Genomic DNA, 24,401 nt, shown 5'->3' with positions numbered 1-24,401 from the left:
GAAAAGGCCCTCTTCAAATCTTTTAATGCATAAAGAATCAATTCATTATTGTTGACTATGTATATAAAAGCCACCTAGAATCCGCCCATTCCAAGTTTTGACTAGGGATAACCCGCCCCGCTGCCGAACCCGGCATATTCAAATCGCTGCACATGTCGAGACGACGCCGCAGGATATTGATAGCGTACCAACCCAAACGAGGTGTCGAACCGCCCCGCTGAATAGCAGCGCCAAGGTGCCGGCCCCCGCCTAAGAAGGAAGAGCTATGACAGCGACTCAACAATTCACCAAGGGCCTGCGCATCGTTGCGACAGACATTGCCCAAGGTTTCTTCGAAATCACACACAACGGCTTCGCCCTGCTGGGCTTGGCCGTCATGTTTGCCGTTATCACCCTGACGGCAAAACCCGAAATCCGCCAAGCCGGAGAAGTTCAGCTCATGGGCTGGCTGCAAAACCGCCACGTGGTCGAGACCGGTCTGGTCACCGAGCCCGAAGCGGTGGACCGGGCCACTGCGACGAACCCGCAAGGCTTGCCCAAGCAACAGGCGGCCGTGGCCTTCTGGCTCAGCCGCAAGTACGGCATTGCGCCCGAGCCCCTGAGTGCTTTGGTGGCCGAGGCCTATGAAACCGGCCAGCGGACCAAGATGGACCCCACCTTGATCCTGGCCGTCATGGCCATTGAATCCGGTTTCAACCCGTTCGCCCAAAGCCACGTGGGGGCTCAGGGCCTGATGCAGGTCATGACCAAGGTCCACAGCGACAAGTATGAGAACTTCGGCGGCAAGATGGCCGCCTTTGATCCCGTGTCCAACCTGCGCGTGGGCGTGAAGGTGCTGCAAGAGTGCATCGCCCGCGCCGGCTCCGTGGAAGGTGGCCTGAAGTTCTATGTCGGCGCAGGCAACATGGAAGAAGACGGCGGCTACAGTGCCAAGGTATTGGCAGAACATGCCCGCCTGCAATTGGTCGCCTCTGGCCGCGCTGTGCCCATGGCATCGCCCATGCCTGTACCCGTCAAGCTGCAAGCGCCCTCTACGGCGACTCCCGCCACCGTGGAAAACGTAGCCAGCCTCGCCAACTCCTGAGCCGAGTCGGGTAAACTCCGCACTGCACGCAACTGGCGATAGGCGCCTGATCCAGCCGGATCATCGGCGCTGACGTGGGACACCACTGGGAAGCGTGCCGCAACCCTTTTCGGGATTGTGTTCAGCCGTTCGCCTGGGCAGCCCTGTGTCTTTCAGACCCACAGGCCCTTTGTCTTTTAGGACTGCCATGTACGACCGCAACATCCTCGTTGAACAAGCCGACCCCGAATTGTGGGCTGCCATCTTGGCCGAGAACGCACGCCAGGAACACCACATTGAGCTGATCGCCAGCGAAAACTACGCCTCCCCCGCCGTCATGGCCGCCCAAGGCAGCCAACTGACCAACAAATACGCCGAAGGCTACCCCGGCCGCCGCTACTACGGTGGCTGCGAACATGTGGACGTGGCCGAGCAACTGGCCATTGACCGCATCAAACAGATTTTTGGCGCCGAAGCCGCCAACGTGCAGCCCCATTGCGGCGCATCGGCCAACGAAGCCGTCTTCCTGGCTTTCCTGAAGCCTGGCGACACCATCATGGGCATGAGCCTGGCCGAAGGCGGTCACCTGACCCACGGCATGGCGCTGAACATGAGCGGCAAGTGGTTCAACGTGGTGAGCTACGGCCTGGACGCCAACGAGGCCATCGACTATGACGCGATGGAGCGTAAAGCCCATGAAACCAAACCCAAGCTGATCATCGCTGGCGCTTCGGCCTATTCCCTGGCTATCGACTTTGAGCGTTTCGCCAAAGTGGCCAAGGATGTTGGCGCCATCTTCATGGTGGACATGGCCCATTACGCGGGCCTGATTGCTGCCGGCGTGTACCCCAACCCTGTGCCCCACGCCGACGTGGTGACCTCCACCACCCACAAGAGCCTGCGCGGCCCCCGTGGCGGCATCATTCTGATGAAGGCTGAGCACGAAAAGGCCATCAACAGCGCTATCTTCCCCGGCCTACAAGGTGGCCCACTGATGCACGTAATCGCTGCCAAAGCAGTTGCGTTCAAAGAAGCAATGGCTCCCGAGTTCAAGACCTACCAACAGCAAGTGGCCCGCAATGCCAAAATCGTGGCGGAAACACTCACCGCCCGCGGGCTGCGCATCGTCAGCGGCGGCACCGACAGCCACGTGATGCTGGTCGACCTGCGCTCCAAGGGCATTACCGGCAAGGAAGCCGAGGCCGTGCTGGGCGCTGCCCACATGACCATCAATAAAAACGCTATCCCCAACGACCCCGAAAAGCCCATGGTCACCAGCGGCGTGCGCATCGGCACCCCCGCCATGACTACCCGCGGTTTTAAGGACGAGGAAGCCCGCGCCACGGCCAACCTGATTGCCGATGTGCTGGACAACCCACGCGACGAGGCCAACATTGCGGCTGTGCGTGCCAAGGTGCATGCGCTGACCTCGCGTTTCCCGGTTTACAAATGACCCCCACGCTCCGCGCTGCGCGTCGTCGCTGCCCCCCAAGGGGGCTCTCGCTTGCTTGGGGCGGCCCGGCGCGGCGCTCGGTATCGGGGTTGGCATGAAGTGCCCGTTCTGCAGTCATTCGGAAACCCAGGTGGTGGAGACCCGGATTTCTGAAGACGGGGACTTCATCCGCCGCCGCCGCCAGTGCGGATCGTGCGAAAAGCGCTTCACCACCTATGAGCGCCCGGACGTCAACTTCCCGGCCATCGTCAAGAAGGACGGTCGCCGCATCGAGTTTGAACGCACCAAACTGCTCGCCTCCATGAACCTGGCCCTGCGCAAACGGCCGGTGAGCACCGAGCAAATCGACAGCGCCATCGAACGCATCGAAGAAAAACTCCTCAACCTGGGCCTGCGCGAAGTCCAGTCCACCCGCATCGGCGAACTCGTCATGCGCGAACTCAAGAAGCTCGACAAAGTGGCGTATGTTCGCTTTGCCAGTGTTTACCGGAGTTTCGAGGACATTGATGAGTTCAAGACTTTGGTGGATGAGGTGAGTCGGTAAACTCCCGACAAATGGCCGCTTGCCATGCGCCAACGGTATACATCTTTGGCATGCAGAAACCTACACTGCAGGCATGCCCAATAGTAGATACGGAAGCAGTGGCTTCACCTTGATAGAGTTGATGATCACGCTGACTGTAGCCGGCGTTTTGCTTGCGATTGCAGTGCCCAGTCTCAAAGGGTTTGTGGCCTCAAACAGGCTTAGTTCCAATGTGAACACGATGGTCGGTCTAATTAACTATGCTCGTAGCGAGGCCATAGTGAGAAATCAGCCTGTCGTTATTTGCCCCAAAAGCACTTCTGGAAATAGCTGTGCGAGCTCAAACTTTTGGGGTCAGTATGACATCCAGGTCTTCATCGACAGTAATGGCAATAACGACCGCGGTGCAACGGAAACTCTTTTAAAAACTGTTTCCGCTATCGACACAACCGGTGATCAAGCGAGAATTGTCAGAAGAGGGGGAACAGGCATTATTGCTTTTCAATCGTCAGGGCTCTCACAAATTGCTCAAGGATTTGACATCTATGAAGTCAATAACGCTGATACAGCCTATGAACTGAAATATGGTCGCTCACTATGTATTAGTAGGTCTGGCAGAGTTCGAGTCGTCGCATATTCAACAAATCCATGCACCAATTTTTAAGTGATTTCAATATGAGGAAAAATTCAACTCAAGCTGGAGCAACGCTTATCGAAGCGCTGATCTCCATTTTGATTATGTCATTGGGACTATTGGGAATTGCGGGACTGCAATTAAATGCACTTACTTATCAAAAGTCTGCATGGTCCTCTCATCGAGTTGCAGAAATAGTAAATGACATTACGGAAAAGATTCGATCTAATCCATCAGCAGCGAAAATTGGCAATTACAGCTATACGTCAAATTACTCAACGGGTGCTACCGCAACATTTACATTAAACAACTGCCATAGCGCAACTGCATTTTGTAGCTTGGCGCAAATTGCAGCAGATGACACTGCAATCTTTGTCAGAAAAGCCCAACAGCTCCTCCCAGGTGGGGCGGCTCAAATTAATGGAAATAATTCGACAGGATACACAATAACCGTAATGTATTTTGATAAGGACTTTGTGAACCCTACTACGGGTGCCGCACAAAGTTCAACGGCATGCACTTCCACAACCACTGGAATTGATTGGCGAAACTGTTGCCCTCCCGCGGCTTCTGTGCCGAATGGGGTACGTTGCAGAAATTACTTTGTGAAGCTTTGATATGAAAAAATTTATCAAGGATTTTACAAAAAAAAGTCAACGAGGGGTAACTCTCATTGAATTGATGGTTGCACTAGTGATCGGTTTAATTCTAGTAATAGCAGCATCAGCCATATATCTATATTCCAAACAAAACTACAATACATCTTCCGAGACCACGCAAATAGAAGAAAACGGACGGTTTGCCCTCAATCTGTTGGCACAATACATTCAGACCGCAGGTTTTGTAATGATTGACCCATCTTCGCCACGACCACAGGGCCCAATTGACAACAAAATATTAGGTTGTAGCTTTGGACTAGTAAATGGAACGACAGCATCAACAATTGCGGATATAGCCTGCAGAACCACGGCAGCAGCAGGAAGTTTACCCTCTGAATCCATTGCGCTTTATTCAGAGACAGATGCCTACAACAGCAGCGGTGCCACTTATCAAGGCTATGACTGCTTGGGTCTTTCCTCTATACCAATGGGAGGGGTTTCAAATGCCATTCGATCGTATTTTTTTGTCGCAAGTACTACGGTGCAAACTCCAAATGGAATTGTCACTATGGGACAACTTTCATGCTTGTCCGACCGAACACCTTTGGCCGCTGTAACCCCTACATACCAGACGCAACCGCTCATACCTGGAATTGAACAAATTGCCTTTCGATACCAACTCCCCTCTGCATCAGACCCGGACGTAGCCCAAGTGGGATATGCGGCGTCAGCCTTGACTGCAACCCAATGGCCAACCGTTCTTGCAGTCGATATATGTGTGCTCGCAAAATCTATTCAACCTGCAAACAATAATACGGGTACCGCATATACAGACTGCTATGGGAATGCGTTGACAAGCACCTCAGGGGAAATCTACAGAGCTTTTCGAACGACAGTTCGACTACGTAACAAGAGCTCTGTATGAAAAATAATATTTTCTCTTTAAAGAAGAGAAACTCCAAGGGAATCTCCTTGGTCATGGTTCTAATCTTTTTAATGATTTTGAGTGGCCTCGCCATTACGGCAATTCAAAGCTCAACATTTTCCTCGCGCATTGCCGGAAATGAAGCAGATCGTACATTGGCATTCCAAGCCGCTGAAGCCGCGTTACGCGATGCAGAATACGACATTTTCAACGTCATCGCAGACGGAACCACTCCTTGCTCCAGCGCCACCCCAGTTTGCAGGACAGACCCGATATACCGTGGCAATGGCTTTGACACGACTTGCCCACTTGGGCTTTGCACTCCCAATACAACAACTCCCGTCTGGGAAGTCGCTGCGAATTGGGACGCGTCCAACACAAAAAGTGTTGCATATGGGACCTATACCGGTGCAACAGCACTTCCTGTTGTTAGTCGCCAGCCAAAATATATGCTGGAATATTTTAAACAAGGCGACTTTGCCGTATATCGCGTCACCGCTGTTGGATTCGGGGCAAATGACACTACTCGCGCATACCTGCAGATATCTGTGAAAGCAAAACCTGTATGAAAATACTCTTTAATACCATTGCGAATGCGCTGCAACGTTTTACTGCATTGCTATGTGTTGCATCAGCCAGCTCAATGGTGAGTTTGCCAGCGCAAGCGGTAAACTTTACTCCTCTCCCCCCATACCTCTCAGAGACAAAGGGAGCGCCAATGGTAATGCTCAATTTGTCGCGCGACCACCAATTATTCTATAAAGCTTATAATGAATACTCTGACCTTGATGGGGATGGAGCCCCAGAAACACAGTATTTACATAGCTATAGGTATTACGGATATTTTGACAATCATCGGTGCTACACCTATAACACTACGAGCAATCGGTTTATTCCCTCTCGAAAAGAGAATGGCAGCAGTACGACAACTCCAACCTACTGCGGCGGGACAGATGAATGGCATGGAAACTTCCTAAATTGGGCAACGATGACGCGCATGGATGTAGTGCGGCGTATTCTTTATGGTGGATATAGAAGTACAGACGACAGTATTGTGAGTGGCACTTCACTGACTGTATTGGAGCGAGCTCACTTGCCAACAGATGCCCACTCTTTTGTCAAATACTTTAGCAGTACGGCAGCAACGGTCAGAGGACTTACACCGTTCTCCACTGCAGAAATAAGCATTTGCAATCGCAGCCCTAAAAACGACCAATTTAGCCATCAAAATATTGGCGTCCCACAAATATTGGTGGCCGGTGGCAACTATGCATTGTGGAACTCGAATGAGCGCTGGCAATGCTACTGGAGTGAAGAAAAAAATGCTAGCAATGGAAACATTTCTGCAAGCTCTGGATTAAATGCCTCTGCCAACAACCCTTCTCGCGATACCAATGGCCTCGGTAGTGGCTCAACGACCGGCACCTACACTGTTCGCGTCGAGGTATGCAAGACCGGCTTGGACAATGCTGCGACGGGCACAACAGGCTTTACTGATGATGAAGAAGCAAAATGCAAGTATTACCCTAGAGGAAACTACAAACCTGCAGGATTGCTTCAGAAATATGGTGAAAAGAATGAAGCAGCATTTGGGCTAATAACTGGAAGCTTCAATAAAAATATATCCGGCGGTGTTTTACGCAAGAACATTGCCACCTTTACTGACGAAGTTGATCTGGATGATGGCCAGTTCACGCTAATTGATGGAATTGTCAAAAATCTGAACAAGCTGCGCATTTATGGTTACGACTACAACGACGGCACATATATCGGCGCAGATAATTGTAGTTACCAGCAAATTGGACTGGTCGAAGGGAAATGCACCAGCTGGGGAAACCCCATGGGCGAAATGTACTTGGAAGCATTACGATACATGGCGGGTAAATCTGCGACCGCAGATTTCAATACTACAGGTGGTAAAGATGCGGCAATTGGGCTAACTGTTGCAACTTGGAGCGATCCATTCGCAACCAGTACCGTCGCAAGTTTTGGTGATCAATTATGTCGCCGTAGCAGCATTGTCAATTTTAATGCAAGCGTAACTTCATATGACAACGATCAGTGGACCGGTCAGAGTGATATTAGTTTGCCTAGCGGCCAAACAGTTGATGACCTGACGAACGGAGTAGGCAGAGCAGAAGGACTGTATGCGACCAATAAGAAGTGGGCTGTTGGTATAACGGATACGAGCAACAATGAAATTTGTAATGACAAGTCCATGACAACCTTGGCTACTGCCACAGGTATCTGCCCGGAAGCCCCCACCTACGCAGGTGGGTATAAAATTGCAGGTGCTGCATTACATGCGCACACTCGCCCCATTCGCACTGACTTCACAATCCCCACTAATAATAAGCGTGCTTTTAAAGTAGATACCTATGGAGTGGCACTCGCGACGGGCTCTCCGCGAATTAAAGTAAGCGTCCCTGGACAAGCAGGAAAATATGTAGTTATTCAACCTGCATACCAATTGAAGCTCAGCGGGGGTATTGGTGGCGGTACTTTGGTCGATTTTCGCATCGTTTCACAGACGGCGACAACCGGCAAATACGTTATTCAATGGGAAGACTCCGAACAAGGGGGAGACTATGACCAAGACGTTTGGGGAACACTTGAATATAGTGTGAATACGGCAGTCACTCCACCTACCATTTCCATATCAACACAAACTATTGCACAGGCTACGGTTAACGCGCAAGGTTTTGGCTATGTAATTTCAGGCACGGATCAGAAGGATGGCGTGCACTTCCACTCTGGGATTTTGAACTTTACCTACAATGACCCTACCAATATTACCGTCACGCCTGCTGGTAATTTGAATGCAAGTGGAGGCTGTAACAACTGCAATGTGAACAACGCGAAAACTACGGCGACATATACGATGACGGGAACAAGTGGCGATGTTTTGCGTGAACCAATGTGGTACGCCGCAAAATATGGCGGCTTTGACCGTGACATTGCAACAACCTATGACGGCGCAAGTGCAATTGCCGGCACAACTTTGGCTGCTGCGGCATGGGATTCAAAAAACACGGAAGGAAATGCTGGTGCAGACGGTACTCCAGATAATTATTTCTACGCTATAGATCCCGGACAACTTGAAAAATCACTCGAACAGATTTTTGCAACAATTCTTAAAGCGGGAGGAGCAGCCCCAGCAGCGGCGACTTCTTCTCGAACCGCGGCGGGAGGCTATGTTTATGTCAGTACGCACAGTATTAAGGCCTCAAGCCCAGGCAATGACTCTGATGCAAGCGGTGAGTTTCTTCGTTATAGCTTCTTAGCCGACGGACTGATTTCTGGTACAGCAGATTGGGATGCGGGAACAAAACTCACTGTCCAATCCGATAGCACTGGATGGGACACAAACCGAAATATATTTACGCTCACAGATACAGGCCCAACACCTTTTCGGTTTAATAATTTATCAACTTCGCACCAAAATGCTTTAAAGTTGAATCCTGACCTGAATACCTATGACACCGATGTGCGTGGTCAAGCAAGGCTGGAATGGTTACGCGGAAGCGCAGCGAATGAAACTACTGCGGGCGGCCTGCGTAAAAGAACAAAGACCAAATTAGGTGCAATTATTAATTCCACCCCATGGTATGTTGGACCACCTTCCGCGGGGTACACAAATATTGAATACGGTGGTGGATATGGGACTTTTCGCTCAAGCTATGCTAGCCGCAATTATGTCTTCGTAGCGGCCAATGACGGAATGGTGCATGGTTTCAACGGTGATACGGGACTGGAACAATTCGCATATGTCCCAAGAGCTATGTACGGTATTTCTGCAACTGCACCTTATTCCAAATTGTCGGCGCTTACTGCAAAAGATTTTTCTTTGAATACAGGAACAAATCGCATGACAGCAGACGGAAGCGTCATGGCCGCGGACATTAATTTGAGTGACACCACAACGCCCAACTGGCGCACATACCTGTTTGGTTCGTTTGGACGTGGTGCGCGTGGCGTTTATGCACTGGACGTGACAAACCCCGCAGCCGTAACGACAGAAAATGCAACTAATGCCAATGCTGTAGTGAAGTGGGAATTCACGGAGACGGCAGACAGTGATATGGGCTATATCACAGGCAGAACGAACACACGAGGCAACGGGCAGCCTTATCAAGTAGGAAAGATGGCCAACGGAAAGTGGGCTGTTGTTTATGGTAATGGCTATAACAGTGGCAGTGGCAACGCTGCACTTTTCATTCTGTTTGTAAATGGTCCTGCTACACCACAAAGCACAACCTGGCCAGTGGATACGACTACGGGACCACGCTACATCAAACTGGCAACGGGTACGGCAGGACAAGGTCCAAACAACGGGTTAGCGGCCCCAACAGCTATTGACAAAGACAATGACGGAATCATTGACTACATCTACGCTGGTGATTTGAAAGGTAATGTTTGGAAATTTGATGTTACGAATACGGACCCCGCGAATTGGGGAGTTGCAACAACAGGCAGTGTGCCCACGTACCAGGCAACTGCGGTGGTGCCAAGTACCGGCGCCACTGTCGCACAACCGATCACGACGGCAATTGTTCCATTTGTTCATCCACAAGGCGGCTATCAGTTGTTCTTTGCCACCGGAAAAGCACTTGAATCCACCGACTACCCGATGACCCTTGTTTACCCGCAGACCTTGTATGGGATTTATGATCAACCGGGATTAACGGGAACCATTACCACAGGGAAAAACAATCTCATTCAGCAAACAATCAGTACATCAAGCGATGTTCGGTATGTTTCTCTAAACTCTGTAAGCTATCCTACTAGCAAAGGCTGGTATTTGAACCTACCAGCCTCTTCTGAAGGGGTTGTATTCAATTCAATTGCAGAGGATGAGTTCCGTGTCAACGTCCGATCTTTGGCACCAGAGCCGACGTCGGATGGATGTCGCTACGATGCTACAACATACGATTTCGGACTAAATCCAATCAGTGGTACACCAATACCTAACCTGTTGCCGAGTGCACCCTTGGTAAATGGATATGCGGCGGCTGGAAAATCTAGTTCAAATACATTTGAATACTCTAAAGGAGGTGTATTTAAAGTGCCTCCTCCCGTACTCAGCACAACATCCTGCACGGCGGGAACGGCAAACTGCGTATGCAACCCTGCTAGTGGGGCATGTTTGGTGTGCGCCAACCCCATGACTTGTAAAATGCCTTGGGATGATGGCAATTTGGCTTGCACGGCTGGCAGTGCAAGCTGTGCATGCAACCCGAATAGCCCTTCTCAATGCGTGGTTTGCACAGTGGATAACACTTGTGAAAAGCCTTGGGCAGCTTCGGGTACAAATCAATGCATGTTCAGAACAATCTCTGCACTTGGTGGCGGTGGGGTAGTTGCTAGCCAGCGTTTTGGTGCTTGCACAGATGGTCGCCTTACATGGCGAGAAATTCAACGAAATCGTTAACCTTTATGAATAAAAACGCACGGCATTTTGGTTTTTCTCTAATAGAGCTAATGATTACTGTGGCTATCGTAGCAATTCTTGCAAGTGTTGCATACCCTAGCTATACACAATATGTAGCTAGAGGCAAGCGCGCGGAGGCTCGTGCTGAAATTCTGAAAGCAGAGGGATGGTTGGAACGCTACTTTAATGAGAACAACCGTTATTCTGATGGGCCAACCACCAACACTAACGCAGGTTTCAGTAGCACTTTTTCGACTGTGCCGCGATCTGGTTCGGCTTATTACAACATCTCCTTAGCAGTAGCAACATCAACCTACACTGTGACAGCAACTCGAACAGGAAGCATGAGTTCTGACGGTTGTGGAAACTATTCAAAATCAAACAATGGTAGTCTTACGAATAGTCTTACCGGATCTAACTGCTTGAAATAACTTGCAAAAACGCGAACTCATTGCCTCGATATTCATCTCTTGCTCAATTCATAGTATTCTTGTATATTTTATTAATCCTTCATTCAAGGATGAACCAAATACAAAAAATGCTTCCACAAGGGATTTGAATTTTATTTTTACAAAGGATAAAAACCACACGAATAAAAAAAATCCTATAATAAATAAAAAAGACCTAACAGTGAAGTCAGCCAAGAGCAGCAGCGTTAATACGCCGTTCTTCCCTCAAAAAAATGAGTCCTACACTCCTTCACGTTATTTGGACAGCAGTATTGTTGACACAAGGCCTGCACCAATTACAGACTGGATAATAGACACGGCTGTACTTTCTGGTAAAAATTTCAGAGGATTAACAGTTCAATACACGATTTGGGTTTCAGAAGTAGGAACAATTGATCATCTTGAGTTTTTGAATCAGGAGAGTATTCCGACTGAAATCCGATATGCGTTGCTTTCGCTCAAGGATACAGTGATGGCACCTGCAACTGTGAAAGATATTCCTGTGCCATGCGTTTTGACTTTGGAATTGAGTTTTGGATATTGACACTATCATTCGACAGCTTACTCGGGCAATTGTTCAAGCCCGCAGTGGCATTGGCCTAAGCTCTCCCAACCCCTGTGTAGGCTGTATCCTGATCTCAGACGAGAGCAATATTTTGGGCCAAGGCCACACCCAACGCGCTGGTGGCCCCCACGCCGAAATCATGGCTTTGCGGGATGCCGCCGCCCAAGGCCACTCCGTAGTAGGCGCCACTGCCTACGTCACGCTCGAACCCTGCTCCCACCACGGCCGCACCGGCCCCTGTTGTGATGCGCTGATTGCAGCGGGTATTAAAAAGGTGGTGGCTACCAATCTGGACCCCAACCCCTTGGTCAGCGGCCAGGGCTTTGCGCGGCTGCGCGCCGCGGGCGTCGAAGTGGAGGTGCTGGACCCCACGGATCCGCTGGCGATAGCCTCGCGCGAACTCAACATCGGCTTCTTCAGCCGCATGATTCGCAAGACACCTTGGGTGCGCATGAAGGTGGCAGCGTCATTGGATGGCACCACGGCGCTGGACAATGGTGTCAGCCAGTGGATCACCTCCCCAGAAGCGCGTGCCGATGGCCACGCCTGGCGTGCCCGATCTTGCGCCATCCTGACCGGCATAGGCACGGTGTTGGCGGACAAACCGCGGCTGGATGTACGCTTGGTGGAGACACCGCGCCAGCCGCACCTGGTGGTGGTGGACAGCGACTTGCAGACACCACTGGATGCTCCTTTTTTCATAGCTGGTCGCGCAGTTTTCATCTATGCTGCAGCCAGAAATGATGCCAAACAGGCGGCGCTGGAAGCGCTGGAGGCCAAGGTGATTTACCTGCCCGGCCACAACGCCCAGGGTCAGCCTACAGGCAAAGTTGATTTGGCAGCCATGGTGAAAGACTTGGGCCAGCGTGAAATCAACGAGTTGCATGTGGAGGCTGGGTTCAAGCTCAACGGGTCACTGCTGCGCGAAGGACTGGTGGACGAGTTTGTGGTCTATCTCGCCCCCAAGCTGCTGGGCCAAGGCGCAGGCATGTTCAACATAGGCCCTCTGACCGAACTGGCACAGGGTGTGGCGCTGGACTTCAAGTCCGCCGAGATGGTGGGGCCCGACCTGCGCATCGTCGCGCGTGTGCAGGGGCGCGACGTCTTCTAAGGTTATGCCACGCCGGGGACCAGCGCCCTGCCCTTTCCCTGCGAAAATGCAGTCATGTTCACAGGCATCATCACCGGCGTAGGCCGCATTTCCGCCGTCCAGGCTCTGGGCGAATCTGCAACCCATGGCAAGCGCCTGACTATTCAAACTCCCGCTGGCTATCTGGACGATGTGGGCTTGGGCGACAGCATTGCGCTCAACGGCGCCTGCATGACGGTTACCACCTTCGATGTGGCCCAGCAGCAGTTCACCATCGATATCTCCGCCGAATCGTTGGACAAAACCGCCGGACTGAATGCACTAGGCCCCATCAATCTGGAAAAGGCGCTGCGTGCGCATGACCGCCTGGGTGGTCATCTGGTGTCCGGCCATGTGGATGGCATGGGCACGGTATCCCACTTTGCCCAAGTGGGCGAAAGCTGGGAGCTGCACGTGCTGGCGCCCGTGGCACTGGGCAAGTACTTAGCCTACAAGGGCTCCATCACCATCAACGGTGTGAGCCTGACCGTGAACCGCATTGCCGATGTGGCTGGCGGCTGCGAAGTCAGCATCAACCTGATTCCCCACACGGTGCAAAACACAGCACTGCACACGCTGGCCGTGGGCAAGAAAGTGAACCTGGAGATTGACCTCATCGCGCGCTACGTAGAGCGCATGATGACCGCGCCCGCCGCGCAGGCTTAGAACGTCAGCGTCTTCACGCCGCTGGCCGTGCCCAGCAGGCAGACCTGGGCGCGCTGGAAGGCGAACACGCCCACGGTCACCACGCCGGGCCACTGACTCACTTCGGCTTCAAAGGCCAGCGGGTCGGTGATCTGCAGGCCCGTCACGTCCACAATCCACTGGCCGTTGTCGGTCACCAACGGCTTACCGTCCTTCTGGCGCACCTTACCCACGCCGCCCTTGGCGGCAAACTGGGCGATCACACGCTGCGTCGCCATGGGAATCACTTCTACCGGCAGCGGAAACTGGCCCAACGTCTTCACCAGTTTGGATTCGTCGGCAATGCAAACAAACTTGGCGCTTTGCGCGGCCACGATCTTCTCGCGCGTTAGGGCCGCTCCGCCGCCCTTCACCATGTTGCCGGCACCATCGATCTCGTCGGCACCGTCGATATAGACCGAGAGCTTGTCGACTTCATTGCTGTCAAACACGTGGATACCCAGCGCCTGCAGGCGCTCGGTGCTAGCCACTGAGCTGGACACGGCGCCCTTGATCTGGTCCTTGATGGTGGCCAGCGCGTCGATGAACTTGTTGACCGTGGAGCCGGTACCCACGCCCACGATTTCGCCGGGCACCACATACTGCAGCGCTGCTTGCCCCACCAGGGTTTTGAGTTCGTCTTGGGTCAGTGCGGGTGTGCTCATAAGGGAAAGTGGTGAGGTTGTCCTAAGGGACAATGGTGGAAGTTGAAATCTGAAAGCAGGAATTATCCGATGTCTCTGGTGCCCTACGCCCTCGCCCGCAGCGTTTTGTTCAATCTGGACCCCGAAGTCGCCCACGACATCACCATGGCGGGCCTGGCCGCCACCCAGGGCAACCCGCTCAAGCTGGCCTACTGCAACAGCCGCGTGGACGACCCCATCGCCCTGGCCGGCCTGAAGTTTCCCAACCGCGTGGGCATGGCTGCCGGCCTGGACAAAAACGCCCGCTGCATCGACGGCCTGGGCGCCATGGGCTTTGGCTTTGTGGAAGTCGGCACCGTCACCCCACTGGCCCAGCCCGGCAACCCCAAGCCGCGTATGTTCCGCTTGCCTGCGGCCAACGCGCTCATCAACCGTCTGGGTTTCAACAACGGTGGGCTGGGCGCCTTCATTGCCAACGTGCAGCGCTCCGCCTTGCGCCAGAGTAAAAATCCGTCCCTGCTGCTGGGGCTGAACATCGGCAAAAACGCCGCTACGCCGATTGAAAAGGCCACTGACGACTACCTGATCTGCCTGGACGGCGTCTACCCGCACGCCGACTACATCACCGTCAACATCTCCAGCCCCAACACCAAAAACCTGCGCAGCCTGCAGAGCGACGAGGCGCTGGACGCGCTGCTGGGTGCGATTGCTGAGCTCCGCGAGCAGTTGGCGCAGAAGCACGGCAAGCGCAAACCCATCTTCCTGAAAATCGCCCCCGATCTGGAGCCCGACCAGGTCGCCGTGATTGCCGCCACGCTGAAGCGCTATGGCACTGACAGCGAAGGCAAGGTCAACAACGCCTGGGGCGTGATCGGCACCAACACCACGCTGTCACGCGAGGCAGTGAAAGGCATGCCACACGCGGAAGAAGCTGGCGGTTTGTCTGGAGCACCAGTGCTGGAAAAAAGCAACGCCGTGATTGCCCAGTTACGCGCCGCACTGGGCCGTGACTTCCCCATCATCGGCGTGGGCGGCATCATGACGGCCGCCGATGCAGTCAGCAAGATTCAAGCGGGTGCTGACGTGGTGCAGATCTACACCGGGTTGATCTACAGCGGCCCGCAACTGGTGCGGGATGCAGCGCTGGCCATCAAGGCCATGAATAAAAATAGCCGCTAGCCCCCGTCAACAGTGCGCCAGCAGCTCCTGAATTCATAGCAGATCAGGGTTCGACCGCCAGCCCCAAAATCGCTGCGCCATCGGCCACCGTGCCCACCAGCGTGGCTTTGCCAGTGCTCAGGTCAATGGTGTAGAGCGTGGTCGCGGGCTGGCTGGTGCTGCGCACCGCGGCGAAGGCCATACCCGTAACGTCGGCAATATCGAAAGACGCATCCAACAACGGACCGGTCCCCAATGGCCCCACCGTGTGCAGTTGCCCCGTGTTGGGTGACACGGCGGGCTGCACGCCCTCCACCGTACCCTGTGTCACCAGCATGCCCGTGCGACGGTCGATCGCGTAGTTGGTGGTGAGCTTGTCATCCTGCTTGTTGTAGGTGTAGCCAGCGGCAACCAACTCTGGCGGCTGCCCCGCCTGCACGTCGCCCGGCGCATAGGCCAACGCCGGATCGGTGGCTGCCACAGCGCCCGTATCCGGATGCAGACGCAGGTTCTGGCCCGTGTTGCTCACCACCCGCACCCGGTCCGCCACGGGGTTGAAGTCCACACCAAAGGCCTGCCCTTGCAGCGCCACACCAACCCCGCTGCCCACCACGGTGAGCACGCCAGTAGGCACGTCCAGCGTGTACAGGCGCCCTGCACTGCTCAGCGTGAACAGCACGCCCTTGGAGACGCGGTAGTCCATACCCACCAGTGTTTCGCCTTCGGGCAGGCCTACCACCGCCGTGCGCCGCAGTACCTTGTCTGGCTGGGCCGCGCTCACGGTGAGCAATTCCATCTTCTGCGTCAGCACTTGCAGTGTTTCCTTGTGCTGGCTGTCTTGGGCTGGGGGTTCAGCCGCACAGCTTGTCAGCCCCCCCAAGGCCATGGCGACCACCGCCACTACCCCATGCAATCGATTGAAGGTCATCACGGTGATCTCCTCTGTTTTTAAAACCTCTAGGCAGCCTGCAATAGGCCCTGCACATATTCGGCGATCGCCAGTGCACTGGTCAAGCCCGGCGACTCGATCCCGAATAAATTCACCAACCCCGGCACCCCATGTACCGCAGGGCCCTGGATCACAAAGTCCGACGCGGGGCTGCCTGGGCCGTGGATTTTGGGGCGTATGCCCGCATAGGCGGGCAGCAATGCGCCATCGGGCAAGGCGGGCCAGTACTTGCGCACCTCGGCATAAAAAACATCGCCGCGCGCCGGGTCCACCTCCAGGTTCTGCGGGTTGTCCACCCATTGCACGTCGGGGCCAAAGCGCGCCTGCCCACCCAGGTCAATGGTCAGGTGCACACCCAAGCCTGCCGCCTCGGGCACCGGGTAAATCAGGCGCGAGAACGGGCTGCGCCCAGCCAGCGTGAAGTAGTTGCCTTTGGCAAAGTGGGCCTGCGGTACGTGGCGTGCGTCCAGCCCCGCAAAGCGGGATGCCAGAGCGGGAGCGGCAAAGCCAGCGGCATTCACCACCGTGTTGGCCCGCAGGCAGGTGCCATCCTCCGCTACCAAATCCATAGCGCCTTGCGCAATATCTGCGCGGGCCAGAGGTGAATTCAGGGCCAAGACACCGCCCGCACGCTCCAAATCCCCCAACAACGACAACATGAAGGCGTGGCTATCCACAATGCCGGTAGACGGCGAATGCAAGGCCACCAAACACTGCAGCTGTGGCTCGGCCGAGCGTGCTTGTGCCGCATCCAGCAGCACCAGATCGGTCACCCCATTGGCAGCGGCCTTGGCCTGAATACCCTGGAGTTGCGCTACCTGGGCTGCGTCGGTGGCCACAATGAATTTGCCGCAGCGCTGGTGCGGCAGGCCGCGTTCGGCGCAGTAGTCATACAGCAGCTGCTTGCCACGCACACACAGCTGCGCCTTGAGCGAACCCGTGGGGTAGTAAATCCCGGCGTGGATCACCTCGCTGTTGCGGGCACTGGTTTGCGTGCCAAACGCGTCACAGGCCTCCAGCACCAGCACATCACGCCCGGCCAGCGCCAGCGCACGCGCCACGGCCAGTCCCACCACACCAGCACCAATCACCACACAGTCAACGTGTTCTGTCATGTATTCCTTCAGGCTGCATCGTTTTCGTTCGCAGTTGTAGCTCTTTCGTCCACGCCCGCGCGCTGCGGGCCGTGTAGTATCTTATGGAAGCCGTGCGCAAGAACTGAGACAGACGCATCGCCACTTCCATCCAACCGCACTACCCACCATGGACACACCTGAACCTGCTGGCGACACTATCCTGCGCATTCCGCTCAAGTCCATGGGCTTGCGCTCTGGCATGGCGCTGCAAACCCGCCGCCTGGTGGAGGGCGCCAGCAAGAAGGAGGCCCAGTTTTTTGGCGCCATCGAGGGCAAGGGCGTGATGGTGGGCCCGCCAGGATCCGACGCCACCCAGACCGGGCTGGAAGAAGGTGAAGTCTGCGTGGTGCGCGGCTTCACAGGGCAGTACGAATTCTCGTTTCTAAGCAAAGTGCTGCAGACCTTCGAGAAACCTTTTGCCTATGCCCTGTTGGCCTATCCCGCGCAAGTGGATGCCAAGAAGGTACGCCAATCCATGCGCACCAAAGTTTCCTGGCCCACCCAGGCGCGGCCTGCGAATGTGGCCGAAGATGCAGCGGCCTTGGACCTGATGCTGGTGGACATCAGCCCCGCAGGTGCCATGGTCAGCAGCCCTGCCGCGCTGGGCGGCATTGGTGATCTGGTGCAACTGGGCATGGATGTGCAGTTTGAAGACAACCCGGTGCGCCTGCAGTTGACCGGCAGCATCTGCCACCACAACCGCACCGCAGGGCAAGACCAGTTCTTTATTGGCCTGGCATTCAAAAACCTGACGCAGAACGACAAGCTGGTGTTGCACTACCTGACCCAGGCTCAGGTACCTACTGCCTAAGCCACGCACGGCTTAGTAGGCGGAAAACAAAAAAGCCTAGCTCATTGAGCTAGGCTTTTTGATGTGGTGGGCGATGCAAGTTTCGAACTTGCGACCCCTGCAGTGTGAATGCAGTGCTCTACCCCTGAGCTAATCGCCCTGAATTCTTATCAGGTAAGCCTCAAATTATATAACAAAATTTAAGCGGTTTGCCGCCACAGCGTTTTCCCGCCGCTGGATTTGTCCAGCTGGGTCAACACATCGTCATGGGCAGCCACTTCCTGTGCGTTGGCGCTGAGCACCGGTAGTTCGATCGCGCGCAGATCAATGCGCTCCACCACAATGCCCTTGGTCTCTTGCGTAGCGGTGTCCATCAGCAGCGCGTCCTGGCCGCGCGTCATGTTGATGTAGACGTCGGCCAACAGCTCGGCATCCAGCAAAGCGCCGTGCAGCGTGCGCCCGGAGTTGTCGACTTCCAGGCGATCGCACAACGCGTCCAAGCTGTTGCGCTTGCCAGGGAACATCTCCTTGGCCATCACCAGGGTGTCCCGCACGCCCCCAATGTATTCCTTGAAGCGCAGGCGGCCGGTACGGGCCAGCTCCATGTCAAGAAACGCCAAATCGAAAGGCGCGTTGTGGATGATGACTTCGTCTGCGTCGGCGACATAGTCCACCAACTGCTGCGCGATCTCTTCAAAGCGGGGTTTGTCGCTCAAGAATTGCGTTGTCAACCCGTGCACACGCAAAGCCCCCTCGTCGCTGTCACGCCCCGGGTTTACATAGAAATGCAGGTTGTTGCCCGTGAGTTTGCGGTTGACCAGCTCCACGCAACCGATTTCCACCATGCGATCCGGGTTGTCCGGATGGTTGGCGTAAAAGCCCGTGGTTTCAGTGTCCAGAACAATTTGGCGCATGGCGATGCTTCAGTGGTTTTCTTTGGCGTGGTTGATGGAGTACTTGGGAATTTCCACCACCAGGTCTTTTTGCGCCAGGAAAGCCTGGCAGCTCAGGCGCGAATTGGGCTCCAGACCCCACGCCCGGTCCAACAAATCCTCTTCCGTTTCTTCTTGCTCGTTCAACGATGCAAAGCCCTCGCGCACCACCACGTGGCAGGTGGTGCAAGCACAGCTCATGTCGCAGGCGTGTTCGATATTGATGCCGTTTTCCAGCAAGGCTTCACAAATAGAAGTGCCGGCCGGGGCCGTCAACTCGGCGCCTGCAGGGCAGTATTCCGGGTGCGGCAGGATTTTGATGATGGGCATGGTGCTTACCGGGAAAAATCAGATGGATTCAATGTTCTTGCCCGCCAGCGCCTGCGCGATACCGCGGTTCATGCGCATGGCCGCAAAGGCTTCGGTGGCTTGGGCCAAGGCTTTGGATTGGGCTTCGACGAAGGCCGCGTCTTCGCTGGTGCGGGCAGCGTCCAGCGCTTGCATCGCAGTGTCTACCTCGGCGCGCTCTTGCACACTGAGCAAGTCGCCGTCAGCAGCCAGCGCACTGTGGGTAGCCAGCAGCAGCCGGTCTGCATCCACCCGGGCCTCCACCAGCGCGCGTGCGCGCATGTCGGCCTCCGCCGTGGTGAAACTGTCTTTGAGCATCTGCGCAATCTGGTCGTCAGACAGGCCATACGACGGTTTCACGTCAATGCGCGCCTCCACCCCACTCACCTGCTCTTTGGCCGACACGTTGAGCAAGCCATCCGCATCCACGGTAAAGGTCACGCGGATACGCGCCGCACCGGCCGCCATGGGCGGGATGCCGCGCAGCTCAAAACGGGCCAGGCTGCGGCAGTCGGCCACCAGGTCGCGCTCGCCCTGCACTACGTGCAAAGCCAATGCCGTTTGGCCATCCTTATAGGTCGTGAAATCCTGCGCCATGGCGGTGGGAATGGTTTGGTTGCGCGGCACGATGCGCTCCACCAGGCCGCCCATGGTTTCCACGCCCAAGGACAAGGGAATCACGTCCAGCAACAGCAAATCCCCCGTTGGGTTGTTGCCCGCCAGTTGGTTCGCCTGGATGGAGGCGCCCAGCGCCACCACTTCGTCAGGGTTGAGGTTCGTCAACGGCGCCTGACCAAAAAATTCGGCTACGGCGCGACGCACCTGCGGCATGCGGGTGGAGCCGCCCACCATCACGATGCCCTGGATATCGTCCTTGCCGAGGCTGGCATCCCGCAGCGTCTTGCGCACCGCCTGCAGGGTCCGCGCGGTCAGCGCAGCGGTCGCTTCTTCAAACTGCTCGCGGTTCAGCGACACGTCCAGCCCGCCAGTGGACAGGTCTGCCTCAGCAGTCACGATGTCTTCGTCCGATAGCGCCTCTTTGCAGCGGCGCGCCTCCGCCATCAGCACCGCTTGGTCTTCGGGCGTATGCGCCTCCAGGCCGGCCTGGGCCAGCAACCACTCAGCTAGGGCCCGGTCGTAGTCGTCGCCGCCGAGGGCCGAGTCACCGCCCGTGGCGAGTACCTCAAACACACCGGCCGACAGCCGCAGGATGGAAATATCAAAAGTGCCACCACCCAGGTCATACACGGCGTACACGCCCTCGGATGCGTTGTCCAAACCATAGGCAATGGCCGCGGCCGTGGGCTCGTTGATCAGCCGCAGCACATTCAGGCCGGCCAGTTGCGCAGCATCCTTGGTGGCCTGGCGTTGCGCGTCGTCAAAGTAAGCGGGCACGGTCACCACGGCACCGTAGATGTCGTCGTTGAAGGTGTCTTCGGCCCGAAAGCGAAGCGTGGCCAAAATCTCGCCACTCACTTCCACAGGGCTCTTGTCACCCGCAATGGTGCGGACCTTGACCATGCCCGGTGTTTCCACCAGCGCATACGGCAGCTTGCTGGCGTGGGCAATGTCCTTCATGCCCCGGCCCATCAGACGTTTGACTGAGGCAATGGTATTGCCCGGGTCGCTGGTTTGCTGCTCCAACGCGGCGAAGCCGATTTGGCGACGATCCGCGTCCAGATAGCGCACCACGCTGGGCAAAATCACGCGGCCCTCGGCATCCGGCAGGCATTCCGCCGTGCCATTGCGCACCGCCGCCACCAAGGAATGTGTAGTGCCCAGGTCAATGCCCACGGCAATACGGCGCTCGTGCGGGTTGGGCGATTGCCCGGGTTCAGAAATTTGTAGAAGCGCCATGGCGGTAATTATTCAAACTGGTCAAAGCGCTGGTTCAGGTCTTGCGTGAATTTCTCGATGAACATCAGGGCCCGCACAGGCCCGACTGCCGCGACGGCATCGTGTTTTTCGTCCAGCAGGGATGCACATTGTTGCAGCAATTGGGTGCGGGATGCGTCCACCTCGGCCTGCAAAACCTCCAGCGCGGGCACCGCATTCGCATCGTCCAGCGCCTCGCGCCACTCCATCTGCTGCATCAGAAATGCGGCCGGCATGGCCGTGTTGCTATGGGCGTTCACAGGTGCACCACCCAACTCACACAAGTACGCCGCACGTTTCAGCGGGTCTTTGAGGCGCTGGTAGGCCTCGTTGATGCGCACCGACCACTGCATGGCCACGCGCTGCGCAGCGGCTCCCTGGGCGGCAAATTTGTCGGGGTGGGCTTCGCGCTGCAACGCCTTCCAGCGGGCGTCGACGGCTACGCGGTCTTGCGCGAACTGCCGGGTCAGACCAAACAGTTCGAAATCATCGGCCTGCAGGTTCACACGCGGAAGGATTCACCGCAACCGCACTTGTCGCGCTCATTAGGGTTGTTGAAGCGAAAGCCTTCGTTCAACCCTTCACGCACAAAGTCCAGTTGCGTACCGTCGATATAGGCCAGACTTTTAGGGTCCACCAGCACCTTCACACCAAAGCCTTCAAACACAATGTCCTCGGGCGATAACTCGTCCACATATTCCAGCTGGTAGGCCAGCCCGGAGCAACCCGTGGTTTTGACGCCCAGACGCACGCCCACGCCCTTGCCACGTTTGGTCAGGTAACGGGTCACGTGCCGTGCTGCGGCCTCGGTCAGAGAAACTGTCATGTTTTTGATCAGTTGAGGTGTTTTTTCTTGTAGTCATCCACAGCGGCCTTGATGGCATCTTCGGCCAGGATGGAGCAGTGGATTTTTACCGGCGGCAAGGCCAGTTCTTCTGCGATCTGGCTGTTCTTGAGTGCAGCCGCTTCGTCCAGCGTCTTGCCCTTGACCCATTCGGTCACCAGCGAGCTGGAGGCAATGGCCGAGCCGCAGCCATAGGTCTTGAAGCGCGCATCTTCAATCACACCCGTCAATGGGTTGACCTTGATCTGCAGTTTCATCACGTCGCCGCAAGCGGGCGCGCCCACCATGCCGGTACCAACGCTGTCATCGCCTTTTTCAAAGCTGCCCACGTTGCGGGGGTTTTCGTAGTGATCAACGACTTTGTCTGAATATGCCATTTGGATTACCTCTTAACTCTTCAATAACTTTTAGTGCGCAGCCCACTGGATGGTGCTGATATCGATGCCTTCCTGGTACATGTCCCACAGCGGGCTCAAGTCACGTAGCTTGGCCACGTTTTTCTTGATGGTGTCCACGGCGTAGTCGATGTCGGCCTCGGTGGTCCAACGGCCAATCGTCATGCGCAGGCTGCTGTGCGCCAGTTCATCGCTGCGGCCCAAAGCACGCAGCACATAGCTGGGTTCCAGCGACGCGGACGTGCACGCGGAGCCTGAAGACACGGCCAAGCCCTTGATACCCATGATCAGCGACTCGCCTTCCACATAGTTGAAGCTCATGTTCAGGTTGTGGGGCACGCGCTTGGACTCGTGGCCGTTGATGAACACCTGCTCGATGTCTTTCAGGCCACTCAACATACGGTCATGCAAGGCCTGAATGCGAATGTTCTCGGCGTGCATTTCCTCTTTGGCAATGCGGTAGGCCTCGCCCATGCCGACGATCTGGTGCGTAGGCAGCGTGCCGCTGCGCATGCCACGCTCGTGGCCACCACCGTGCATTTGCGCTTCCAGGCGAATACGGGGTTTGCGGCGCACAAACAGTGCGCCAATACCCTTGGGGCCATAGGTCTTGTGCGAGGTCAGGCTCATCAAATCGACCGGCAATGTCGCCATGTCAATGTCCACACGGCCGGTAGCCTGCGCAGCGTCTACGTGGAAAATCACACCCTTTTCACGGCAGATGGTGCCAATGGCGGCGATGTCCTGGATCACACCGATTTCGTTGTTCACGAACATCACGCTGGCCAGAATCGTGTCGGGGCGAATCGCGGCCTTGAAGGCGTCGAGGTTTACCAAACCGTCTTCTTGCACGTCCAGATACGTCACTTCAAAGCCTTGACGTTCCAACTCACGGCAGGTATCCAGCACGGCCTTGTGCTCGGTCTTGACCGTGATGATGTGCTTGCCCTTGCTCTTGTAGAACTGGGCTGCGCCCTTCAGGGCCAAGTTGTTGGATTCGGTCGCGCCCGAGGTCCAAACAATTTCGCGTGGGTCGGCATTGATCAGGGCCGCCACTTGGCCCCGGGCATTTTCCACGGCCGCTTCGGCTTCCCAGCCCCAGGCATGGCTGCGCGAAGCGGGGTTGCCAAAGTGGTTGCGCAACCAAGGAACCATGGCATCCACCACCCGCTCGTCGCAGGGGTTGGTGGCGCTGTAGTCCATGTAGATGGGGAAGTGGGGAGTGGTGTCCATGGCTGGCTCGATGCTGGCTAAAAAGTAAAACGGAAATCAGGATTTGGAGAACGCATTACCCAGGGCAAATACCGAGTTGGGCGCATTCACGCGAATCGGCTTGACCACGGGCATGGCGGAAATCGCACGCTTCACGCTGGGCTTGTCTTCGATCTGCAGGCCCTTGGCCAGTTGATCGTCCACGAGTTTTTGCAGGCTTACGGAGTCCAGGAACTCCACCATACGGGTGTTCAACGAGGCCCACAGGTCATGCGTCATGCAGCGGTTGCCTTCGCCCAGGCAGTTTTCCTTGCCGGCGCATTGGGTGGCGTCAATGGGTTCATCGACCGACACGATGATGTCGGCCACGGTGATTTCGCTGGCCTTGCGGGCCAGGGTATAGCCGCCACCGGGGCCGCGGGTGGATTCCACCAGTTCGTGGCGGCGCAGCTTGCCAAACAACTGTTCCAGGTAGGACAGGGAAATTTGCTGGCGCTGGCTGATGGCCGCCAAGGTGACCGGGCCGGAGCTCTGACGCAGCCCCAGATCAATCATGGCGGTGACCGCAAAACGGCCTTTGGTAGTGAGACGCATGGCAAGCTCCTTGAGTCGTGTTGGTTGACTAAGCAACTCAAGTATACCAAGAAACCTACCAATCCGCTC

25 protein-coding genes, 1 tRNA gene and 1 riboswitch are annotated in these 24,401 nt (G+C 55.7%); of the genes, 14 read left to right on the top strand and 12 right to left on the bottom strand.

The genetic code is table 11. The annotated features are described in order from the left end of the window. The first annotated feature begins 265 nt into the window (after window positions 1-265). The 12 genes from AC1DZ5_RS12400 to AC1DZ5_RS12345 all read left to right on the top strand — a co-directional run bounded on the left by AC1DZ5_RS12400 (window position 266) and on the right by AC1DZ5_RS12345 (window position 13,437). Complete coding sequence (locus tag AC1DZ5_RS12400) at window positions 266-1,084, top strand: lytic transglycosylase domain-containing protein (RefSeq protein ID WP_477889430.1); 819 nt, start codon at window positions 266-268, stop codon at window positions 1,082-1,084. Between the two features lie 18 nt (window positions 1,085-1,102). Beyond that, window positions 1,103-1,230: riboswitch (ZMP/ZTP riboswitch) on the top strand. Window positions 1,231-1,271: 41 nt separating this feature from the next. Then, the gene (gene glyA, locus AC1DZ5_RS12395) at window positions 1,272-2,516 is read left to right on the top strand and encodes a serine hydroxymethyltransferase (RefSeq protein WP_477889428.1); all 1,245 of its coding nucleotides are present in this window, start codon (window positions 1,272-1,274) and stop codon (window positions 2,514-2,516) included. Window positions 2,517-2,610: 94 nt separating this feature from the next. Beyond that, complete coding sequence (nrdR, locus tag AC1DZ5_RS12390) at window positions 2,611-3,060, top strand: transcriptional regulator NrdR (RefSeq protein ID WP_322578496.1); 450 nt, start codon at window positions 2,611-2,613, stop codon at window positions 3,058-3,060. 73 nt (window positions 3,061-3,133) lie between these two features. Beyond that, window positions 3,134-3,703 carry a GspH/FimT family pseudopilin gene (locus AC1DZ5_RS12385; RefSeq protein WP_477889425.1) on the top strand — a complete coding sequence of 190 codons (570 nt, stop codon included), beginning with the start codon at window positions 3,134-3,136 and terminating at the stop codon, window positions 3,701-3,703. Continuing rightward, window positions 3,688-4,290 carry a type IV pilus modification protein PilV gene (pilV, locus tag AC1DZ5_RS12380; protein ID WP_477889423.1) on the top strand — a complete coding sequence of 201 codons (603 nt, stop codon included), beginning with the start codon at window positions 3,688-3,690 and terminating at the stop codon, window positions 4,288-4,290. Before AC1DZ5_RS12385 ends, pilV begins: the two co-directional genes overlap by 16 nt. A gap of 1 nt (window position 4,291) precedes the next feature. Beyond that, window positions 4,292-5,197 carry a PilW family protein gene (locus AC1DZ5_RS12375; RefSeq protein ID WP_477889421.1) on the top strand — a complete coding sequence of 302 codons (906 nt, stop codon included), beginning with the start codon at window positions 4,292-4,294 and terminating at the stop codon, window positions 5,195-5,197. Further along, window positions 5,194-5,766 (top strand): pilus assembly PilX family protein, encoded by a 573-nt coding sequence (locus AC1DZ5_RS12370; protein ID WP_477889419.1) that lies wholly within the window; start codon window positions 5,194-5,196, stop codon window positions 5,764-5,766. Before AC1DZ5_RS12375 ends, AC1DZ5_RS12370 begins: the two co-directional genes overlap by 4 nt. Continuing rightward, the gene (locus tag AC1DZ5_RS12365; RefSeq protein ID WP_477889417.1) at window positions 5,763-10,628 is read left to right on the top strand and encodes a pilus assembly protein; all 4,866 of its coding nucleotides are present in this window, start codon (window positions 5,763-5,765) and stop codon (window positions 10,626-10,628) included. Before AC1DZ5_RS12370 ends, AC1DZ5_RS12365 begins: the two co-directional genes overlap by 4 nt. Window positions 10,629-10,633: 5 nt before the next feature. Continuing rightward, window positions 10,634-11,059 (top strand): type IV pilin protein, encoded by a 426-nt coding sequence (locus AC1DZ5_RS12360; RefSeq protein WP_477889415.1) that lies wholly within the window; start codon window positions 10,634-10,636, stop codon window positions 11,057-11,059. A gap of 1 nt (window position 11,060) precedes the next feature. Beyond that, on the top strand, window positions 11,061-11,621 hold the full coding sequence (locus tag AC1DZ5_RS12355; protein ID WP_477889413.1) for a hypothetical protein: 561 nt from the start codon (window positions 11,061-11,063) through the stop codon (window positions 11,619-11,621). A gap of 4 nt (window positions 11,622-11,625) precedes the next feature. Next, on the top strand, window positions 11,626-12,753 hold the full coding sequence (ribD, locus tag AC1DZ5_RS12350; protein WP_477889518.1) for a bifunctional diaminohydroxyphosphoribosylaminopyrimidine deaminase/5-amino-6-(5-phosphoribosylamino)uracil reductase RibD: 1,128 nt from the start codon (window positions 11,626-11,628) through the stop codon (window positions 12,751-12,753). A gap of 54 nt (window positions 12,754-12,807) precedes the next feature. Then, window positions 12,808-13,437, top strand: a complete 630-nt coding sequence (locus AC1DZ5_RS12345; protein WP_477889411.1) for a riboflavin synthase — start codon at window positions 12,808-12,810, stop codon at window positions 13,435-13,437. Here AC1DZ5_RS12345 and rpiA read toward each other — a convergent pair. Further along, window positions 13,434-14,120: a ribose-5-phosphate isomerase RpiA gene (gene rpiA / locus AC1DZ5_RS12340; RefSeq protein ID WP_477889409.1), complete on the bottom strand. Its 687-nt coding sequence runs from the start codon at window positions 14,118-14,120 to the stop codon at window positions 13,434-13,436. The genes AC1DZ5_RS12345 and rpiA overlap by 4 nt on opposite strands. A 69-nt stretch (window positions 14,121-14,189) precedes the next feature. Here rpiA and AC1DZ5_RS12335 point away from each other — a divergent pair, with 69 nt between their 5' ends. After that, on the top strand, window positions 14,190-15,278 hold the full coding sequence (locus tag AC1DZ5_RS12335; protein WP_477889407.1) for a quinone-dependent dihydroorotate dehydrogenase: 1,089 nt from the start codon (window positions 14,190-14,192) through the stop codon (window positions 15,276-15,278). 43 nt (window positions 15,279-15,321) lie between these two features. Here AC1DZ5_RS12335 and AC1DZ5_RS12330 read toward each other — a convergent pair whose 3' ends face one another. After that, complete coding sequence (locus AC1DZ5_RS12330; protein ID WP_477889405.1) at window positions 15,322-16,185, bottom strand: DUF4394 domain-containing protein; 864 nt, start codon at window positions 16,183-16,185, stop codon at window positions 15,322-15,324. 29 nt (window positions 16,186-16,214) lie between these two features. After that, complete coding sequence (locus AC1DZ5_RS12325) at window positions 16,215-17,321, bottom strand: NAD(P)/FAD-dependent oxidoreductase (protein ID WP_477889403.1); 1,107 nt, start codon at window positions 17,319-17,321, stop codon at window positions 16,215-16,217. A 148-nt stretch (window positions 17,322-17,469) separates the two neighbouring features. On the opposite strand from AC1DZ5_RS12325, the gene AC1DZ5_RS12320 reads away from it, so the two are divergent. Continuing rightward, the gene (locus AC1DZ5_RS12320; RefSeq protein WP_477889401.1) at window positions 17,470-18,153 is read left to right on the top strand and encodes a PilZ domain-containing protein; all 684 of its coding nucleotides are present in this window, start codon (window positions 17,470-17,472) and stop codon (window positions 18,151-18,153) included. Between the two features lie 64 nt (window positions 18,154-18,217). On the opposite strand, the gene AC1DZ5_RS12315 is transcribed toward AC1DZ5_RS12320, so the two are convergent. The 9 genes from AC1DZ5_RS12315 to iscR all read right to left on the bottom strand — a co-directional run bounded on the left by AC1DZ5_RS12315 (window position 18,218) and on the right by iscR (window position 24,332). After that, window positions 18,218-18,292: transfer RNA gene (locus AC1DZ5_RS12315), tRNA-Val, on the bottom strand. 40 nt (window positions 18,293-18,332) lie between these two features. Further along, on the bottom strand, window positions 18,333-19,046 hold the full coding sequence (gene dnaQ / locus AC1DZ5_RS12310; RefSeq protein ID WP_477889399.1) for a DNA polymerase III subunit epsilon: 714 nt from the start codon (window positions 19,044-19,046) through the stop codon (window positions 18,333-18,335). A gap of 9 nt (window positions 19,047-19,055) precedes the next feature. Further along, on the bottom strand, window positions 19,056-19,394 hold the full coding sequence (gene fdx, locus AC1DZ5_RS12305; protein WP_310345739.1) for an ISC system 2Fe-2S type ferredoxin: 339 nt from the start codon (window positions 19,392-19,394) through the stop codon (window positions 19,056-19,058). A gap of 18 nt (window positions 19,395-19,412) precedes the next feature. Next, on the bottom strand, window positions 19,413-21,269 hold the full coding sequence (gene hscA, locus AC1DZ5_RS12300) for a Fe-S protein assembly chaperone HscA (protein ID WP_477889397.1): 1,857 nt from the start codon (window positions 21,267-21,269) through the stop codon (window positions 19,413-19,415). A gap of 8 nt (window positions 21,270-21,277) precedes the next feature. After that, window positions 21,278-21,793, bottom strand: coding sequence for a Fe-S protein assembly co-chaperone HscB (gene hscB, locus AC1DZ5_RS12295; RefSeq protein ID WP_477889395.1), 516 nt, complete (start codon window positions 21,791-21,793; stop codon window positions 21,278-21,280). Next, a complete protein-coding gene (iscA, locus tag AC1DZ5_RS12290) occupies window positions 21,790-22,113 on the bottom strand; it encodes an iron-sulfur cluster assembly protein IscA (RefSeq protein ID WP_105259531.1) in 324 nt (107 codons plus the stop codon). Before iscA ends, hscB begins: the two co-directional genes overlap by 4 nt. A gap of 8 nt (window positions 22,114-22,121) precedes the next feature. After that, on the bottom strand, window positions 22,122-22,508 hold the full coding sequence (gene iscU, locus AC1DZ5_RS12285) for a Fe-S cluster assembly scaffold IscU (protein ID WP_105259532.1): 387 nt from the start codon (window positions 22,506-22,508) through the stop codon (window positions 22,122-22,124). 30 nt (window positions 22,509-22,538) lie between these two features. Beyond that, a complete protein-coding gene (locus AC1DZ5_RS12280) occupies window positions 22,539-23,759 on the bottom strand; it encodes an IscS subfamily cysteine desulfurase (RefSeq protein WP_477889392.1) in 1,221 nt (406 codons plus the stop codon). 36 nt (window positions 23,760-23,795) lie between these two features. Continuing rightward, window positions 23,796-24,332, bottom strand: coding sequence for a Fe-S cluster assembly transcriptional regulator IscR (gene iscR / locus AC1DZ5_RS12275; RefSeq protein ID WP_310345751.1), 537 nt, complete (start codon window positions 24,330-24,332; stop codon window positions 23,796-23,798). Window positions 24,333-24,401 lie beyond the last annotated feature (69 nt).

This window comes from Rhodoferax sp. P1_F3 (genome assembly GCF_056405715.1).
This window is presented reverse-complemented; position numbering and strand designations above follow the sequence as displayed.

Bases quoted from the DNA above. Each gene is read 5' to 3' on its own strand.
- AC1DZ5_RS12400 (WP_477889430.1), top strand. From the start codon at position 266: ATGACAGCGACTCAACAATTCACCAAGGGCCTGCGCATCGTTGCGACA.
- glyA (WP_477889428.1), top strand. From the start codon at position 1,272: ATGTACGACCGCAACATCCTCGTTGAACAAGCCGACCCCGAATTGTGG.
- nrdR (WP_322578496.1), top strand. From the start codon at position 2,611: ATGAAGTGCCCGTTCTGCAGTCATTCGGAAACCCAGGTGGTGGAGACC.
- AC1DZ5_RS12385 (WP_477889425.1), top strand. From the start codon at position 3,134: ATGCCCAATAGTAGATACGGAAGCAGTGGCTTCACCTTGATAGAGTTG.
- pilV (WP_477889423.1), top strand. From the start codon at position 3,688: ATGCACCAATTTTTAAGTGATTTCAATATGAGGAAAAATTCAACTCAA.
- AC1DZ5_RS12375 (WP_477889421.1), top strand. From the start codon at position 4,292: ATGAAAAAATTTATCAAGGATTTTACAAAAAAAAGTCAACGAGGGGTA.
- AC1DZ5_RS12370 (WP_477889419.1), top strand. From the start codon at position 5,194: ATGAAAAATAATATTTTCTCTTTAAAGAAGAGAAACTCCAAGGGAATC.
- AC1DZ5_RS12365 (WP_477889417.1), top strand. From the start codon at position 5,763: ATGAAAATACTCTTTAATACCATTGCGAATGCGCTGCAACGTTTTACT.
- AC1DZ5_RS12360 (WP_477889415.1), top strand. From the start codon at position 10,634: ATGAATAAAAACGCACGGCATTTTGGTTTTTCTCTAATAGAGCTAATG.
- AC1DZ5_RS12345 (WP_477889411.1), top strand. From the start codon at position 12,808: ATGTTCACAGGCATCATCACCGGCGTAGGCCGCATTTCCGCCGTCCAG.
- rpiA (WP_477889409.1), bottom strand. From the start codon at position 14,120: ATGAGCACACCCGCACTGACCCAAGACGAACTCAAAACCCTGGTGGGG.
- AC1DZ5_RS12335 (WP_477889407.1), top strand. From the start codon at position 14,190: ATGTCTCTGGTGCCCTACGCCCTCGCCCGCAGCGTTTTGTTCAATCTG.
- AC1DZ5_RS12330 (WP_477889405.1), bottom strand. From the start codon at position 16,185: ATGACCTTCAATCGATTGCATGGGGTAGTGGCGGTGGTCGCCATGGCC.
- AC1DZ5_RS12325 (WP_477889403.1), bottom strand. From the start codon at position 17,321: ATGACAGAACACGTTGACTGTGTGGTGATTGGTGCTGGTGTGGTGGGA.
- AC1DZ5_RS12320 (WP_477889401.1), top strand. From the start codon at position 17,470: ATGGACACACCTGAACCTGCTGGCGACACTATCCTGCGCATTCCGCTC.
- dnaQ (WP_477889399.1), bottom strand. From the start codon at position 19,046: ATGCGCCAAATTGTTCTGGACACTGAAACCACGGGCTTTTACGCCAAC.
- fdx (WP_310345739.1), bottom strand. From the start codon at position 19,394: ATGCCCATCATCAAAATCCTGCCGCACCCGGAATACTGCCCTGCAGGC.
- hscA (WP_477889397.1), bottom strand. From the start codon at position 21,269: ATGGCGCTTCTACAAATTTCTGAACCCGGGCAATCGCCCAACCCGCAC.
- iscA (WP_105259531.1), bottom strand. From the start codon at position 22,113: ATGACAGTTTCTCTGACCGAGGCCGCAGCACGGCACGTGACCCGTTAC.
- iscU (WP_105259532.1), bottom strand. From the start codon at position 22,508: ATGGCATATTCAGACAAAGTCGTTGATCACTACGAAAACCCCCGCAAC.
- AC1DZ5_RS12280 (WP_477889392.1), bottom strand. From the start codon at position 23,759: ATGGACACCACTCCCCACTTCCCCATCTACATGGACTACAGCGCCACC.
- iscR (WP_310345751.1), bottom strand. From the start codon at position 24,332: ATGCGTCTCACTACCAAAGGCCGTTTTGCGGTCACCGCCATGATTGAT.